Source organism: Ochrobactrum sp. AN78 (assembly GCF_029909885.1).
Classification (GTDB): Bacteria; Pseudomonadota; Alphaproteobacteria; order Rhizobiales; family Rhizobiaceae; genus Brucella; species Brucella quorumnocens.
In genome coordinates, this window is record NZ_JASAMU010000011.1 from 149,115 (window position 1) to 163,621 (window position 14,507).

The window sequence follows — 14,507 nt, forward strand, 5'->3', positions numbered from 1 at the left end:
TACAAATTAAGGAAGCGGCGGAAAAGAGATGCTAATCCCCCCATCTTCGAGAATATACGACAGAGCTGACAACAGCGCCGAATGCGTTTGGCTAGTTTGAATAGCGCTTGACGTTTTGTGTTTAAGTACACTGTATTTACACATCCAAGAAGAATTCAATTCTGTTAATGTAATGTGGTTTGACAATTCTATTGCAAATGGCACTATTCATTGTTATTTGCATCGCGGAATGAGTTGGGCAGGGCATAAGAATTTCGTGTAGACGGCAATCGGTTCTGAGAGTCGCAGTCTGCTTGAGCCAAAGCAAAGACAAAAAAAGGAAAAATAATGGAAAACCCTGAAATCTTCGACGAAAGCGCAGAGTTGCTTCTCAGCCTTACTGCTGATGTTGTTGCTGCTTATGTCGGAAACAACTCCATTCGTGCAAGCGAACTGCCTCTCCTGATTTCGGAAGTGCATTCTGCTTTCAAGCGTCACGTTGAGCGTGAAGAAGCTCCGGTCGTTGTGGAAAAGCCGAAGCCAGCCGTTAATCCGAAGAAGTCGGTTACTGACGATTACATTATCTGCCTGGAAGACGGTAAGAAGTTCAAGTCGCTTAAGCGTCACTTGATGACCCACTATAGCATGACTCCTGAGCAATACCGCGAAAAGTGGGACCTTGATCCTAACTACCCAATGGTTGCCCCTAACTACGCAGCAGCCCGTTCGCGTCTTGCTAAGAAGATGGGCTTGGGCCGTAAGCCTAAGGACGCGTAATAAGAATCTTGCTGAAGTGTGAAGCTTCGCTTTCGATATCGCAGTGATCATATTTTAGAGCGGCTCCAATTGAGACTGAATCGTTGGAACCGCTCTATGTATTTGTTGTTACGTATTATCCTGAGCAAACCCGCATCACGCTTTGTTGGGAACGCTTTAATAGTGGCCCGGAAAGCATGGAATTTTCTACATGCGTTTCGGGCCATTATTTTAAGTTTGGTTATTTTGCCGGTATCCGCCGTATATGTCCCCCGCCAAGACGATCAAATGCCTGCTTTAAGGCGATGTGGCGGTTGAGATCATAGCTCCAGTGACTGTTGATGCCTCTTAGACGTTCACGTTCAATCAGCCGACTGAGCTTGGTTTGTGCCTGCGTCCGCTCTGCGTCCGGTGCGCCTAGCAGCTTATCCATATCAATCCCAGCAATCATTTGAAGTGCTACACGCTGCATTGCGCACATGCGTTCTTCTTTTCGAGCAGTTAGAAAATTCATGCTCGCTTCTTTCAGTGCAACTTCCATCATTTTGACCCTCATCAGTTTGTTTCTGGTTCGGGTGACAGGATCACTCATATTTGGTTCTGTTGGATAAGATTCCTATTTTATTTATTTTCAGTGGATATGCGTTCATTTGCGCGTTGTAAAAAACTTATCCACGCTTGCAATTTCCTCATTATAAGAAGATATTCCTATTACGGTGAGGAAAGATGAATGTCTTTGGAACTAACAGATATCATCCATACCCGGGCTGAGGCTCTTGAGGTTCTAAACGTGATCGCAACGCGACACGGACGAGCGCTCAAGATCGATAATTCTGGTCGTGCGTTGGGGCGGAGGCGACAGGAAAAAAGCGTGGAACTTTGTGATGCACTGATCGATCTGTTGTCCGCATATTTTTCTGTTAGCGGTGCAGAACTGCGCTCGCCCTTGCGATGCAGACGGGAAGTCGCACAAGTCAGGCAGTTGGGGATGTATCTCGCACACACGTCGTTCGGAATGGTGATGAGCGAAGTTGCGGTCGGGTTTGCACGGGATCGTACCACAGTCATGTATGCCTGCCATCTGGTCGAGGACAGGCGTGATGATGAAGGTTACAATGCTATTGTTTCCACGCTGGAAAAGGTAGTCAGTTTGGGATTCTCGGCTTGGAGAATGGCGGCATGAGTGAAGTGTTTTCAACCTCCGAAGCAAGAATCCTTCGCTTTTTGAAGCAAGGCGGATGTGATGTTCAGGACTCTGTACGTGATACGCACGTCCTGCTTGTGGGAGAACAGGGTACGATCGCTGCAACGCGTGTGGAACTTGAGGCGATGCAGAAGCGTGGCATCCTAAAGTGCGAAGGGCAACGCTTGGTGATCTCTGGGGCTACCCGTAGGACAGCGAGTAAAAGCTTAAAAACTGCGCGCAAGACAGAGACCGTCGAATTTGAACATGGGGAGAGGATTGAAATCAATCCGTCTGAATCCCCTTTGGCTAAGCTCTATCGTCTCCGCAATAGCGATGGCGAGACTTTCATTTCTGACGATGAGTTTCGGGCAGGCGAACGGTTGCGCTCCGATTTTACCCGCGGTTCCATGATGCCATCGATTTCGGCTCGATGGGATGTCGGCATTAGCAACTCAACGCGGTCGGGCTCAGGCGGAATGGCCGAACTCACCGATATTGCGCTTGCAAGTCGGATGCGGGTAGAGCGCGCATTGGAAGCAGTTGGACCTGAATTAAGCGGCGTCCTGATCGATGTGTGTTGTTTTCTCAAAGGTCTTGAGACTGTCGAGCGCGAACGTCAATGGCCGGTGAGGTCAGGAAAAATGCTGCTCAAGATGGGGCTTGCAATGCTGCATAGACATTACAATCCGCAAGGAAAAGAGCGTCAATCTCCCACGGTTCTGCATTGGGGAGCGAGTGATTATCGACCAACTGCCCATCCTGGCCAGGGTTGAATCGGAACGCATCCCGAAAAGTGTGAAACGGTTTTCGGATAAGATGCGCGGATTGACTGCATTGACCTGACCGAAAGTTTAAATAAAAAGCAGTCAAATACGGGGGTGAGAATGCAAAGCAGTCGGCAAAATCTGGAACGAGTTCTGTCAAAGCTGGAGGCGCGTGCGGGCGACGAACAGGTGTTCGGCACGGTCTATGCGAATGAAGCACGTGCTGAGGCCGATGCTTCAGACAAACGCCTGCAAGAAGGGTGCTCGCGCGGTCCACTCGATGGTCGAATTGTTTCGATCAAGGATTTGTTCGATGTGAAAGGGGAGCCGACATTAGCGGGTTCCGTCATTCGCAAATCGGCTTTGCATGCGCAGTGCGATGCAGTCGTCGTGCAGAGATTGAAAGATGCTGGCGCCGTCATTGTCGGCAAAACGCATATGACCGAATTTGCATTTACCGCGGTTGGATTAAACCCGCATTACGGCGTGCCGGGTAATGCGATTGATTCAAATAGAGTCCCCGGCGGCTCCTCCTCAGGAGCTGCGGTTTCTGGAGCTGAAGGCACCAGCGAGATTGCCATCGGTTCCGATACAGGAGGCTCCATTCGCATCCCTGCGGCTCTGAACGGCTTGGTCGGTTTTAAGCCGACCGCGCGCCGCATTCCCTTGGATGGTGCTTTTCCGCTCACGCCCGCTCTTGATTCAATCGGACCTTTGGCAAAGACTGTTGCCGACTGCATTCTTGCAGATGCTGTAATGGCTGGTGAAGCGCCCAATCTGCCAGAGGCAGCATCATTAAGCGGTCTGACTATAGGATTGCCAAAAGGGCTACTTTTGTCAGAGTTGGTGCCGGAGGTGGCGGCTGCGTTCGATTCCGCAATTTCAGTTCTGGTTGCAGCTGGTCTGCTGATCGTTGAACTGGAATTGGATGATCTCATTCTTCAACTACGCGATGCGACGCGCATCGGTTCGATCGTTGGCATCGCGGCCAGTCGTATTCATGCCGAAACATGGCTCAAAGACCCAGATGCGAATGTCGATGACAGGGTAAAGCATACGCTTTCAAAGCGGTTGAACGTCTCCGATGAGGACTTCGCGGCGTTGATGCATACGAGAACAAGGCTCGTATCTGAAGTGGATCAGCGGCTCGCTGGTATCGATTTTTTTGTGACGCCGACAACGCCGATTGTCGCGCCCACAATTGCATCGGTCAGCGAGGATGCTGCGGAATATGATCGCGTTGAGGGGCTTTTGTTGCGAAATACGCAAATTGCCAATCAGTTCGATCTTTGTAGCATAACACTACCCCTACCAATTACGGGAATGCCGGTCGGTCTGATGATGACAGCACGCAATGGAACCGACAGGCAGTTGTTGTCCGCAGCACTTTTAGTAGAGCAGTTGCTAAAGCATGTCGCAGTTAAATGAACCCATTTGAGCGCGACATGCTCTACAGCATAATTCCTTAAACTTGAATCAGTTTAAGGTAAAATTATGCTGTAAATATAAAGTGTTAGAGCGACCTTTGTGTGCCCAAGGGCGCGCACGGCGCTCTAGGCTGAAACTTTCAGCGCTTCGGCATCACGACGGATACGCGCAACCATGGAACGCAGACCATTTGAGCGCTGCGGTGTGAGGTGCTCATCAAGCCCGAGTTTTTTGAGCACTTCTTCTGGATCAGACGAAACGATTTCTGAGGCCTTACGGCCCGAATAGAAAGCCAGCACAATAGCGACCAGACCCCGCACGATATGTGCATCGGAATCACCAAGAAATTCGATAACCGGATCGTTGCCTTCATGCGGAATGGTTTTGAGCCACACCTGGCTGACGCAGCCCTGCACTTTGTGCGCTGCATCGCGGGCGTCGTCTGGATAGGCTGGTAATTCCTTACCCAGATCAATCACATAACGATAGCGGTCTTCCCAATCGTCGAGAAATTCGAAGTCGGAGATGATGCTGTCGATGGTGGTAGTCATGATACTTGCCCGAAATCCATTTGGTATATGCGGCCTATATAGTGATAAAAGCCGCAAACGTCACGGAAAACCGTTAGTCTTTGTGGGAATTGCGCCGGTTGGATAATGCGTAAGAATAGATAGTTAGAGCGGTTCCGACGATTCGATCTTAGCTGGAACCGCTTTAAGCGTGCGCAGTGCCACTGAACGCGGCGTGGGAATCGGAACAACGTGTGATGGGCTTTGTGTCGGCTCCGCTGGCAGCTCGTTCTTTGCGATAGTGGGCTCATCCGGTAGAGGCGCTTGTTGTTTCGCGCCGAAACGATCACTCAGATATTCGAGTATGCCGCCACTACGTTGGAGCATTCCGCTTGCGGCGTTCGAAAGGATTGATGTTCCGTTTTCACAGAATGATGGGTTGTTTACGCAGAGCTTGCCGATTTCCAATGCTGTTTTGCCATTGGCCAATAGCTGATCAACGGAGTCGGGCTCGCCTTTGGCCTGTACTGGAGCCTTTTGAGGTGGGGTTTTTTCGTCCGCAGGAAAGAAGTGCGGCATTACCATGAATGCCAGCGACAGCCAGATTACGGATTTGATGAGAAAACGGATCATTACGCTCGGGGGTTGTTGGCCGGGATTGGTGGGATCATTGTCCTCTCAATTTGAAAAGATTCCGTAACCAAGTCGTTAGAGCATAATTCCTTAAACTTGGATCAGTTTAAGGTAAAATTATGCTCTCATTTTAAAGTGTTATACCAATATCCGATGAGTGGGACTCATGGGATATTGGTTAAGCCCGTGTGGCGATTGAACCTTTTCAAGGCGTGATGCGTCAGCATCTTAGCGCCTTGGTGTTAGAGCGACCTTTGTGCGCCCAAATGGGCGCACGGCGCTCTAGAGCCTGTTCGAGGTGTTTTGTTGGCACCTCTCAATGTGTCGATATCCACCATCTGTTTACCATAGCGGAAAAACTCGGGCTCTGATCTGTCAGATTCTGCATAGAGACGCTCAACATGCTCTCGCTTTATCGTTTCTTTAAAGCCTCACCTGCAATTCTAGCGTCAACAGGCAGATCCCTGATGGACATGCCACGCGAGTATTGAGTGAGTAAGGCAAGTTGAACGCCATTCTTTTAAACGTAGCACAGACCGTAGGCACGCAGGTGCAGGCGCTTGCGCGTTTTCACGAACGTTTTTGCCAGCGCTGGACCGAGCAGTCAGATGCTTTGGCGATTCGTGTCGTCGGTTCGTTTATGCTCGTTCCTGTTCTCCTGTTTGCAGCAGTGCTTGCGTCGGGCGTTACGACTGATTTTGCAGCGCTTGCTGTGCTCGCCGCCAGTTTTGCCGGTGCGGCGATGATTTTCTGTGCGGTGAGCCTTATGGGCGTAAGCGCCGGTGTTCTTGGTACACTGAACTTTGCAATCTATGGAGCGGCTCTTGCCGCGATAGGTGCGTTTGCGAATACCAGCAATATTGCTCTTTGGGTGATGGCAGCAGCATTGCCTCTTGAGGTCTGGTTTGTAAGCCGCAAGCCTTTGGCAACGTCCGCAGCTGTTGCGGCTGCAGGCTTGGTTCTCAGCGTTTTAGCACTGACAAGCAGTATTGCAGTTGCGGGTGGATCATTGGCCTCGCTGATCGTCGTGATGCTTTATATGGCGAGCCTCGTTGCTCGCAGCTTCACAATCAAAAGTGCTGTTGTCTCGAAGCCGCTCAATCAGCAAAAGCCAGTGGTGTCAAAAGGCGATGTTCAGCTCTCAATGGATTTTGAGGGTGTCATTTCCGAAATTGACGCACAGTCGGCTGCACTTCTCGGCGTCGAACCTAAGATGTGCGAAGGCGTGGCATTCATCGACCGCGTTCATGTCGCTGATCGGGTAGAATATCTTTCACTTCTTGCAGACTTGCGTTCTGGGCGTTCTACGCGCCCGGCGGATATCCGCCTGCGTACGCTTGAAAATGGCAATCCGGTTTTCCTCACTTTCCGCATGGAAGGCGTAGCTAGCAATGGCGTCATTATACTCGTTGGGCGCTCGCTTGAGGGTGAACAGAAGCTCATCGACGAAATCAATACGCTGAAGGCGCAACTTGAAGCCGAACGCATCGGCAAAGGCCGTTTACTGGCAACGGTAAGTCATGAACTGCGCACGCCGCTGAACTCGATCATCGGATTCTCAGATATGTTGTCGCATGAAATGGGCTGTCAGCTGCAGAATGAAAAGCAGCGCGAATATGCAGGCCTTATTCATAAGTCGGGCCATTATCTGCTCGAACTGGTGAACTCGGTTCTTGATAACTCGCGGCTTGAAACCGGCACTTATTGCATTGAACCGCAGAGCTTCAATTTCCGCGATGCGGCTGAAATGTGTGCCGCGGTCATGCTCCCACAGGCTGAAAAGAAGGGCATCGCTCTTTGCCATCGCGTGAATGCGACTACGGGAGAAGTGGTCGCGGACCGTCGTGCAGTGCAGCAGGTTTTGCTCAATCTCACAGCCAATGCGGTAAAATTCACGGAACCAGGCGGTTGCGTCACAATCGATGCGTCCCGTGTGATGGTCGGTGGCCGGCCTCAACTCGAAATCGTCGTTTCCGATACTGGTATTGGTATCGATCCAGAAGATATGCAGCGCATTGGATCGCCATTCGTGCGGGCCGACAATAATTATACACGCGCGCAAGAGGGAACTGGTCTTGGCCTGTCAGTGGTCAAGGGCCTGGTGGAACTGCACCAGGGCACAATGCAAATTAAAAGCTGTGTCGGCGAAGGAACGGTCGTAACCGTTCACTTGCCAGTGGCCGGCCCGCAAAAACTGTACGAACAGGAATCTTTGGGAGCAGAAGATCAACAGCAACTTGGCACGGTGATTGATATGCACCGTCACCAGGGAGAACGGAATAATGAGTGGCAGAAAGACGAAGTCCGGGAACAAAGCCCAGAGCGGATCGATGCGCAAACCCGCAAAACAGCATAGGCTCGGTCGCCGCCTGCTCAAATTCTTTTTCAGCTCGGCTTCCGCGCTGGCGATTTTCGCTGGCGATTTCATTGTACGTAATCCCGTCTTAACCGGCGGCGCAACTGCGTTTGCCGTAGTATTGGGCTTTGTTTCGGCCAATGCGCTCTGGTATCAGCCCGAAGCACATAATGCCGTCTTCTTTAAAACGCGGGCGGACTTCGTCTTCAAGGCGACACCGCGTGCAGTTCTGCCCGGAACGGCTGCTGTAACTAAAACCGAAGAGACACCAACGAATACTGTAGGTGAAGACACGCCTGAGTCGACCCCGTCGCAACCACAGACCGAAGCCGCAGAACTGTCTCCGGATCGCCTGCAAGTGACTGGCTCTATCGATGAAATGCTGCCTGCACTTGCGCCTAATGCCGATATTGAGATCGCACGGCTGCAGCAAAGATTGCTGACGCTCGGTATCTACCAAGGCGCAGTTGATGGCTTCACTGGGCCGCAGACGCGTGAGGCTATCGATCGTTGGCAGGCTCTCCAGAAGAAGGTCGGTGTTCCGGCGCAAAATAGTGCAACTCAGATGGCAAATGAGGATGATGTGGCCAAGGTTATCGACCTGGCCGTACCGTCACCCCGTCCTGAGCCTGCAGTTATGAAAGTCGATGCAACCGCCAAACGCGCGCCGGATCTTGCTTCGCTGGAACGCAAGCCAGCACAAGAAAAGAAGCAGATGGCGGTCACGCCGGCTGTGCAACAGCAAGCTAAGATTTCCTCACAGGACATCGTTCGCGTGCAGGCCGGTCTGAAAGCCTTTGGTAATGAAATGGTGAGCGTTGACGGTGTGCCCGGTAAATCCACACAGGATGCTATTCGCGAATTCCAGAAGCTGTTCAACTTGCGTGTAACCGGCGAAGTTGATGCCGCGTTGATCTCTAAAATGCGTGAAATTGGTCTCATAAGTTAGGGTCTGTTGAGAATTAGGATTTGGAGCCCGGTATGAGAGAAAATCGTTCAGCTTCAACAGCAAAGCCGATGGTGGAGCATATCTCCATCAAGGCTTTGCGATGCAAAAATGGGCGATTTTCACCATATCCTTCGGACGCGGCGAATTTCACTGCAGAATGCGTCGAACAGGCCCTCATGGTGTTTACACCACTTCGGCCGTTTCGTCAGTTCTGCAACAAAATGCGTGCATGCGACGCTGGAAACCCAGAGCATTTCCTGTTTAAGATGAATCGTTAGAAATGCTTTATCTTTTTGTTTTTGCGCATGTCTTTTTCCCAAAACCGGTTCTCACTTTTGGGGGACATGCTCTAGTTTTCAACAAACCCTATGCCGGGTGACACATGCGTCTGACATCGGATTTCTGGGTCTCAGCATTGATACGCAAAGTACAGGGTGAGGGCGGTTTTGCGTATCTCGCCCGCCGAGGTTCGAAGGAAGCGGGCGCGATCTTCATCAAACTCAGTTCACGCTTCGGCACCTGCGACCTCTACTCGCCAGCTCCGCAAACGTCCTATGAAGAGAATACTGATGGAGAACGCATGTTTTTGCGCATTCTCCATGATGTTGACGACATCAGAGCAAGCGAGCGCATGGAGCGCGAAGTTCGCTTTGATCCTGATCTGTGGCTGATTGAGTTAGAAGATGTAGCCGACCCGGCGAGCCTATTTTCGATTTCACCGGATAATTTATAGGCTCGTGCGCATTGTTGCCGGGCTTTCGTCGGCAGCGGTTGCCATCTCGCGTAACTTACTGCGCAGCAGTTTCGACATATCATCGGCCTTCCAGCGACGGACAAGCATCATCGCTTTCTCGCGGTCAATGGAACGGTAGATCTGAATGAATTCGCGCAGACTATGGCGGTCCGCCGCAACTGGACCCAGGATTGCTGACATCGTCATGAAGCATTCGGCAGCTGAAAGCCCGAGTGCACGCAAAGCTATAGGCAGGTGTGATTCCGGCCACTGACCGATAATGCGATCCGCACGTTCAAACGATACGTCCAATGAATCGGCCAATGCCGTGCGGAAAATCTGATCATCAATCAGCAGCGCCGTGTCTATAAGATGTTCAGGTCCTGAAAGCGCACTCGTGCCAAAAAAGGACGGCTGTTGGGATGAACCGTCATTTGCTTTTTCATTGATGCTTAAACCGACCGAAGTGCTTGGCCTATCGGTTTCAAGGCCGGCAAGGTTTTCCTGCAACGCCAACAAGCGATCAATCGCCGGATCAGCGAAGCTTCGCAGGACACCTTTTAGAATTGGGTCATCAGATTGCCTGCGCGCGATGGCACGGGCATGGGCAAGGCCATTCTTACCGATGATCTCGACGAGATCTTCTGACCGGAGAACTAGAGAACGCAAAAGGATAGGTGCGGATATCTCAACAGGTTCGTTTGCCAGCGACAGGACAAGACGGCGCGGTGCGTCTTCGATATGCGCGAGCGCATGTGCTGCTTGCCGTTTGCCGCGCATGGTAGCGCGTTCAAGAAGCGGAAATGTCAGGTCTTCGAGCTGATGAGCTTCCTGGCGTCCGGGGCGCGTGATCGAGGCAAACGCAGCTATTGCAGCGACCAGAAGGTCGTCTACTTTGCTGCCATCAGCTCTTGATTTTGATTGGTTCCGATTACCTGAAATCTCTTCCAGGACGCGGAACTGATCGTTTGTCACGCAAGGTACTCCGGTAGGCTAAAACTATTAACGCGGCCTGCCGCATGTCGGCAGATTGGATAATAGGTACGAAGCCTTAGCAACTCATTAACCGTGAGTGAGAAAGCGTCTGTTTTGCAGGTAGTTAGAGCGGTTTCAGTCCCGCTTTTGGCTAAAATGCTTTAACCCGCTTCATATGGTAGACAACTGGCTTGGGTGAAGAAGTTCTTCACCTGTTGCTGCCAGCTTGCATCTGGAATGAAACTCCGCAGGACAACTGCTGCCTCGCTAACATCCTGTTCGATAATGATGGAGCGACCATCATTCTGCACGCCCTCGGCGCGAAGAGCCGCAATGCCGATCGGATCAGCGATGATCAGATCAAGCTCGCGGTCTGTCGATACATTGTCGTTGAGGCTGTAAAGATTATCGCCATTGGGCGCATAAACAGACAGCGACCAGAAAGGCAGATTGCCCTCCGCGGTGATATGTACCGGCCCATCCGTGAGATCGAAGCGGCATGCTGCCTGTTCCATCAGCGGATCCTGATCACTTACCAGTCCTGATTTCTCAGATAAATGATGAAAGCGATAGGCATCACCCAAAGCTTCTAAATGCGACCAGGCATTTTTGCTGGAGTATAGCGGGACGAGCAACAGAACGGCGATATGTACGATAGCGGCACCTACCAGACCAAGAAGCAACAGACGGAGGAGTTTAGCCACGGCACGCCTCCACATTTGCAACAGGCACAATACGCGGCATGACAAGATCAACCAGTCCGGAAGAGCTTGCAGCGGGTGTGTCGTAGAGCGTCATGACCAGCACAAAATTGCCGCTTCCTTCGACCGGAAGCCAGTTGTCGGGGCTGGCATTCGGCCCGATGGTGACTTTTACGCTACCGTCGTTGTCGTAAAGCACTTCGCGTGAGTGGAGTGCTGGCTGGAGGCCAGCGCGGGGTTTTATCGGTTCCAGATTGGAATTGGCCGGATAGAGGGTCCAGAAACGCGCGGACGGTGTGAAACCGCTCAGACGGTAGCTGCATCCGCTTTTAAGCTCACGTCCGTTGCTATCGCGGCGCGCATAAAAGGGAAGCCCTTCCGCAGTTCCCAGTGCGAGATAGGCTTTGCGCGCGGCACGTGCCTTGGAATAAGGGTCAGCATCGGTTGTGCCAGACGCCGGATAGGCATTCCATGCCCCAAGCTGCAATTCGCCGAAGCCGTCAAAATGGTCGAGTGTGTAATCGGTTGCCCATATGCCGCCGCCAAGCGCAATAGCTAATACCGTCAAGACTTTGAGAATTGTTTTCAGCATTCTAGAGCGTTTTTGGTTTAGTTTTGGTCATTAGAAATGCTCTATCTCTTTGTTTTTGCGCACATCTTATTCGGAAAACCGGTTCCCACTTTTCGGGATGTGCTCTATGCTCAAAGTACCGATACTTTGGTGCGTCCGGCAAGAGCCGGAACAGGCGGTGCGTTGCGGAATTTGTCGTTAAGCTCCTTGAGCGCTTTCGTGGCTACTGGGGAGAGGACACGTGGTGGCGCCACCATCATTTCGTCCGGCTTATCTGTCGAGGCAATTTTGGGTGCAGTCGTCTTTACTGGTACCGGGAAGGCGGGCGTAATACCCGGTATCGGCTTCAGATCGATATTCTGATGGGCATAGCTCATCATCCGCTGCCAGGCCATGGCAGGCAGAACGCCGCCGGTCAGATCTTTCATTGGAGTAAAGTTGTCATTGCCAAACCAGACTGCGGCAGTGAAGTTGCCCGTAAAACCTACAAACCATGCATCGCGATAATTCTGCGTCGTTCCGGTTTTGCCGCCGACGCGCGTCATCGGCAATGCCGCACGGCGAGCCGTGCCGCGTTCAGGAACCTGCACCAGCATGGAATTCATCTCGAAAGCGGCTTTCTCGGACAAAGCGCGATGAGGCTTGGGTGCATCGCGGGTGAAATCCCAGAGTACCTTGCCCTCCGACGAAACGATTTGCGTGAATGCGTGACGATTGCCAGCCATGCCGCCATTCGGGAACACGTTGAAGCCTGTTGCCTGATCCATCACGGTCATTTCGGATGTGCCTAGCACCATCGTCTTGTGCGAAGAAATCGGCGATTCCACACCCATGGCTTTAGTCAGCGCCACAATAGGAGCTGTGGTTAGATGATCGCGGGCTAGTCGCACTGGAACAGAGTTCAGTGATCGCACCAGTGCAGTTGTCAAATCAACACGACCCGCGAAACTGCGACCATAATTGCGGGGAGACCAATTGCCCCAACTAATCGGTGCGTCGGAAACAATTGTGCTAGGCGTCATGCCCTTTTCCATTGCTGCCGCATAAACGTAGGGCTTAAACGATGACCCAGCTTGGCGGAGTGCCTTTGTCGCGCGATTAAACTGGCTTTCGCCGTAATCACGTCCACCGACAAGCGCGCGCACCGACCCATCATTTGCGATAACAACGGTTGCAGCTTCGGAAACATTATATTCCTTGCCGTGCTGGCGGAGATGAAATTCGAGTGATTCTTCGGCAGCTTTTTGAAGGTTGCGGTCGAGTGTCGTGCGCACGGTCAGCGTATGTTGCGGTAGTTTCCCCGCAACCTTTTTCACTTCTTCAAAAGCCCAGTCGAGGAAATAATCTGGACTTTCATTCTTGGCGCGATCGATCACACTTGCTGGATTGCGGCGCGCAACTGCGACCTGACCATCGCTCATCAAGCCGCTTTCCACCATGTTGGAAAGAACGACGTTTGCGCGTGCACGTGCGGCCGGAAGATTGACATGCGGTGCAAATTTGGCGGGCGCTTTGAACAGACCTGCCAGCATTGCAGCTTCGGCAAGGTTCACATCCTTGATATTCTTACCGAAATAAAACTCGGATGCTGCCGCTATCCCAAAGGTGCCGCCGCCCATATAGGCACGGTCGAGGTAAAGCTGGAGGATCTCTTTCTTGGTGAGATTGCTTTCAAGCCAGAGAGCGAGAAACGCTTCTTTGATCTTTCGCTCGAGGGTGCGTTCGTTGGAAAGAAACAGGTTTTTGGCCAACTGTTGCGTGAGCGTTGAGCCCCCCTGAACAACACCATTGGCACGGAGGTTCTGGCTCAGTGCACGACTAAGGCCCCAGAAATCGATGCCGTAATGATCGAAAAAGCGTCGGTCCTCTGTGCCGAGGACGGCCTTGATGACATGATCGGGAAGTTCATCAATCGGTACAGCCTGGCGATGCAAGATACCGCGCTGGCCAAGCTCGTTGCCGTAGCGGTCGAGAAATGTAACGGCATAATCGTCCTGCGCGCGCCAGTCTTTCTTGGTTTCTTCGAATGCGGGCATGGCAAGCCCCAGCATAACGACAGAACCTATGACGCCGAGGGTGAAACTCTCATCCAGAACTTCCACGACAAGGCGCCGGAAGCCGCGCACACGAAAGCGACGAGAGAAGATGGTGATATTTTCCCACCACTCCCCGGCGTAAAAACGAAGATTGTAGAGACCAGAATCGATCCAGGCATCAAGGCCAATCAAACGCGAAACCCGGAATGGTTTGCGCTTTTGCTCTTCAGGATCTTTTTTCGCCGTTTTACGCATAAACTCTACTTCGGCACCGAGAAAATTGGGAGACGAGCAAAACCTGCCCGTCAATCATAACAGATTAATAAGCGAGAACTCACGTTAATTAGTAAACGAAATCCATAAAACTTTTGGGAAAAAAATCAGAAATAGGAAAATAGTCCTTGACGGCGTAACGGTGGTTTGCTATCAATCAGATACAGTCAAGAAAGTGTGACTGATGCTGATACAGCCTCGATACCCCCGGCTTTATCAGCACCCAAAACCCCGGAAGCAAATTGCTTTCGGGGTTTTGCGTAAAAAAGAGGTTCAAACTTACTGCAAAGCATATTGGGCAAAGCTCTTTGAAAACGCGGAAAATTGACGAGTGCCGTGAGGCTCGGGTCAGGCTGGCTTTTCGCCTGCAAATGAAACACGCCGTTGCCGTCAATGAGATCGCACAGGTGATGGGCTGTTCTGAAAGACAATATCTTTACTGGTTAAAATGTCTTGGTCTGGATGAGCAGATATTCACCAAGCCATCCGGTACGGAAAGTGCCCTGCAACGGTTGCAATCGGAACTCAACAAACTGATCGATGGCGATGAACTGCCGGATAGGTGTCAATCGGAACGGAATATTCACCCCTTTTACTTATCCAATATTGACCCCCTGATTACGGATTAGCACTTGGCCTGCCCGACGCTGGCCGGGGT

General features: G+C 51.7%; 16 protein-coding genes. 9 read left to right on the top strand and 7 right to left on the bottom strand.

Features of this window, described 5'->3' with window-relative positions; all coding sequences use genetic code 11:
• The first annotated feature begins 327 nt into the window (after window positions 1-327).
• The gene (locus tag QBD00_RS18720; protein ID WP_024897256.1) at window positions 328-756 is read left to right on the top strand and encodes a MucR family transcriptional regulator; all 429 of its coding nucleotides are present in this window, start codon (window positions 328-330) and stop codon (window positions 754-756) included.
• Window positions 757-976: 220 nt separating this feature from the next.
• Here the strand turns inward: QBD00_RS18720 and QBD00_RS18725 are convergent, their stop codons facing one another.
• Window positions 977-1,279: a cytoplasmic protein gene (locus tag QBD00_RS18725; RefSeq protein ID WP_318580221.1), complete on the bottom strand. Its 303-nt coding sequence runs from the start codon at window positions 1,277-1,279 to the stop codon at window positions 977-979.
• A 192-nt stretch (window positions 1,280-1,471) separates the two neighbouring features.
• On the opposite strand from QBD00_RS18725, the gene QBD00_RS18730 reads away from it, so the two are divergent.
• The 3 genes from QBD00_RS18730 to QBD00_RS18740 all read left to right on the top strand — a co-directional run bounded on the left by QBD00_RS18730 (window position 1,472) and on the right by QBD00_RS18740 (window position 4,113).
• On the top strand, window positions 1,472-1,918 hold the full coding sequence (locus QBD00_RS18730) for a helix-turn-helix domain-containing protein (protein WP_095447856.1): 447 nt from the start codon (window positions 1,472-1,474) through the stop codon (window positions 1,916-1,918).
• The gene (locus QBD00_RS18735; protein WP_151091397.1) at window positions 1,915-2,694 is read left to right on the top strand and encodes a DUF6456 domain-containing protein; all 780 of its coding nucleotides are present in this window, start codon (window positions 1,915-1,917) and stop codon (window positions 2,692-2,694) included. The genes QBD00_RS18730 and QBD00_RS18735 overlap by 4 nt, the downstream gene beginning before the upstream one ends.
• A gap of 111 nt (window positions 2,695-2,805) precedes the next feature.
• A complete protein-coding gene (locus QBD00_RS18740; RefSeq protein WP_318580222.1) occupies window positions 2,806-4,113 on the top strand; it encodes an amidase in 1,308 nt (435 codons plus the stop codon).
• Window positions 4,114-4,238: 125 nt separating this feature from the next.
• Here QBD00_RS18740 and QBD00_RS18745 read toward each other — a convergent pair whose 3' ends face one another.
• Together QBD00_RS18745 and QBD00_RS18750 are read right to left on the bottom strand one after the other, a co-directional pair.
• Complete coding sequence (locus tag QBD00_RS18745; protein ID WP_151091398.1) at window positions 4,239-4,664, bottom strand: SufE family protein; 426 nt, start codon at window positions 4,662-4,664, stop codon at window positions 4,239-4,241.
• Window positions 4,665-4,787: 123 nt separating this feature from the next.
• Window positions 4,788-5,255 (bottom strand): hypothetical protein, encoded by a 468-nt coding sequence (locus QBD00_RS18750; RefSeq protein ID WP_318580223.1) that lies wholly within the window; start codon window positions 5,253-5,255, stop codon window positions 4,788-4,790.
• Window positions 5,256-5,760: 505 nt separating this feature from the next.
• Here QBD00_RS18750 and QBD00_RS18755 point away from each other — a divergent pair.
• From QBD00_RS18755 to QBD00_RS18770, 4 genes are all read left to right on the top strand, one after another.
• Complete coding sequence (locus tag QBD00_RS18755; protein WP_318580224.1) at window positions 5,761-7,611, top strand: HAMP domain-containing sensor histidine kinase; 1,851 nt, start codon at window positions 5,761-5,763, stop codon at window positions 7,609-7,611.
• The gene (locus QBD00_RS18760; RefSeq protein WP_318580225.1) at window positions 7,586-8,560 is read left to right on the top strand and encodes a peptidoglycan-binding domain-containing protein; all 975 of its coding nucleotides are present in this window, start codon (window positions 7,586-7,588) and stop codon (window positions 8,558-8,560) included. Before QBD00_RS18755 ends, QBD00_RS18760 begins: the two co-directional genes overlap by 26 nt.
• A 32-nt stretch (window positions 8,561-8,592) precedes the next feature.
• A complete protein-coding gene (locus QBD00_RS18765) occupies window positions 8,593-8,838 on the top strand; it encodes a hypothetical protein (RefSeq protein ID WP_095446255.1) in 246 nt (81 codons plus the stop codon).
• A 104-nt stretch (window positions 8,839-8,942) separates the two neighbouring features.
• A complete protein-coding gene (locus tag QBD00_RS18770) occupies window positions 8,943-9,293 on the top strand; it encodes a DUF1491 family protein (protein WP_095446256.1) in 351 nt (116 codons plus the stop codon).
• Here the strand turns inward: QBD00_RS18770 and QBD00_RS18775 are convergent.
• From QBD00_RS18775 to QBD00_RS18790, 4 genes are all read right to left on the bottom strand, one after another.
• On the bottom strand, window positions 9,288-10,268 hold the full coding sequence (locus tag QBD00_RS18775) for a DUF2336 domain-containing protein (RefSeq protein ID WP_318580226.1): 981 nt from the start codon (window positions 10,266-10,268) through the stop codon (window positions 9,288-9,290). The genes QBD00_RS18770 and QBD00_RS18775 overlap by 6 nt on opposite strands.
• 161 nt (window positions 10,269-10,429) lie before the next feature.
• Window positions 10,430-10,972 (bottom strand): hypothetical protein, encoded by a 543-nt coding sequence (locus QBD00_RS18780; protein ID WP_095446258.1) that lies wholly within the window; start codon window positions 10,970-10,972, stop codon window positions 10,430-10,432.
• Entirely contained in the window at window positions 10,965-11,561 is a 597-nt protein-coding gene (locus tag QBD00_RS18785; RefSeq protein WP_095446259.1) for a DUF1214 domain-containing protein, read from the bottom strand. Before QBD00_RS18785 ends, QBD00_RS18780 begins: the two co-directional genes overlap by 8 nt.
• Before the next feature lie 110 nt (window positions 11,562-11,671).
• Window positions 11,672-13,831, bottom strand: a complete 2,160-nt coding sequence (locus tag QBD00_RS18790; RefSeq protein ID WP_318580227.1) for a penicillin-binding protein 1A — start codon at window positions 13,829-13,831, stop codon at window positions 11,672-11,674.
• A gap of 260 nt (window positions 13,832-14,091) precedes the next feature.
• Here QBD00_RS18790 and QBD00_RS18795 point away from each other — a divergent pair, with 260 nt between their 5' ends.
• Window positions 14,092-14,478 (top strand): hypothetical protein, encoded by a 387-nt coding sequence (locus tag QBD00_RS18795; RefSeq protein WP_318580228.1) that lies wholly within the window; start codon window positions 14,092-14,094, stop codon window positions 14,476-14,478.
• Window positions 14,479-14,507: the final 29 nt, after the last annotated feature.

What these genes read in the sequence shown, in the direction of transcription:
- QBD00_RS18720 (WP_024897256.1), top strand. Translation starts at nt 328, where the DNA reads ATGGAAAACCCTGAAATCTTCGACGAAAGCGCAGAGTTGCTTCTCAGC.
- QBD00_RS18740 (WP_318580222.1), top strand. Translation starts at nt 2,806, where the DNA reads ATGCAAAGCAGTCGGCAAAATCTGGAACGAGTTCTGTCAAAGCTGGAG.
- QBD00_RS18750 (WP_318580223.1), bottom strand. Translation starts at nt 5,255, where the DNA reads ATGATCCGTTTTCTCATCAAATCCGTAATCTGGCTGTCGCTGGCATTC.
- QBD00_RS18745 (WP_151091398.1), bottom strand. Translation starts at nt 4,664, where the DNA reads ATGACTACCACCATCGACAGCATCATCTCCGACTTCGAATTTCTCGAC.
- QBD00_RS18790 (WP_318580227.1), bottom strand. Translation starts at nt 13,831, where the DNA reads ATGCGTAAAACGGCGAAAAAAGATCCTGAAGAGCAAAAGCGCAAACCA.
- QBD00_RS18735 (WP_151091397.1), top strand. Translation starts at nt 1,915, where the DNA reads ATGAGTGAAGTGTTTTCAACCTCCGAAGCAAGAATCCTTCGCTTTTTG.
- QBD00_RS18785 (WP_095446259.1), bottom strand. Translation starts at nt 11,561, where the DNA reads ATGCTGAAAACAATTCTCAAAGTCTTGACGGTATTAGCTATTGCGCTT.
- QBD00_RS18765 (WP_095446255.1), top strand. Translation starts at nt 8,593, where the DNA reads ATGAGAGAAAATCGTTCAGCTTCAACAGCAAAGCCGATGGTGGAGCAT.
- QBD00_RS18760 (WP_318580225.1), top strand. Translation starts at nt 7,586, where the DNA reads ATGCGCAAACCCGCAAAACAGCATAGGCTCGGTCGCCGCCTGCTCAAA.
- QBD00_RS18770 (WP_095446256.1), top strand. Translation starts at nt 8,943, where the DNA reads ATGCGTCTGACATCGGATTTCTGGGTCTCAGCATTGATACGCAAAGTA.
- QBD00_RS18725 (WP_318580221.1), bottom strand. Translation starts at nt 1,279, where the DNA reads ATGATGGAAGTTGCACTGAAAGAAGCGAGCATGAATTTTCTAACTGCT.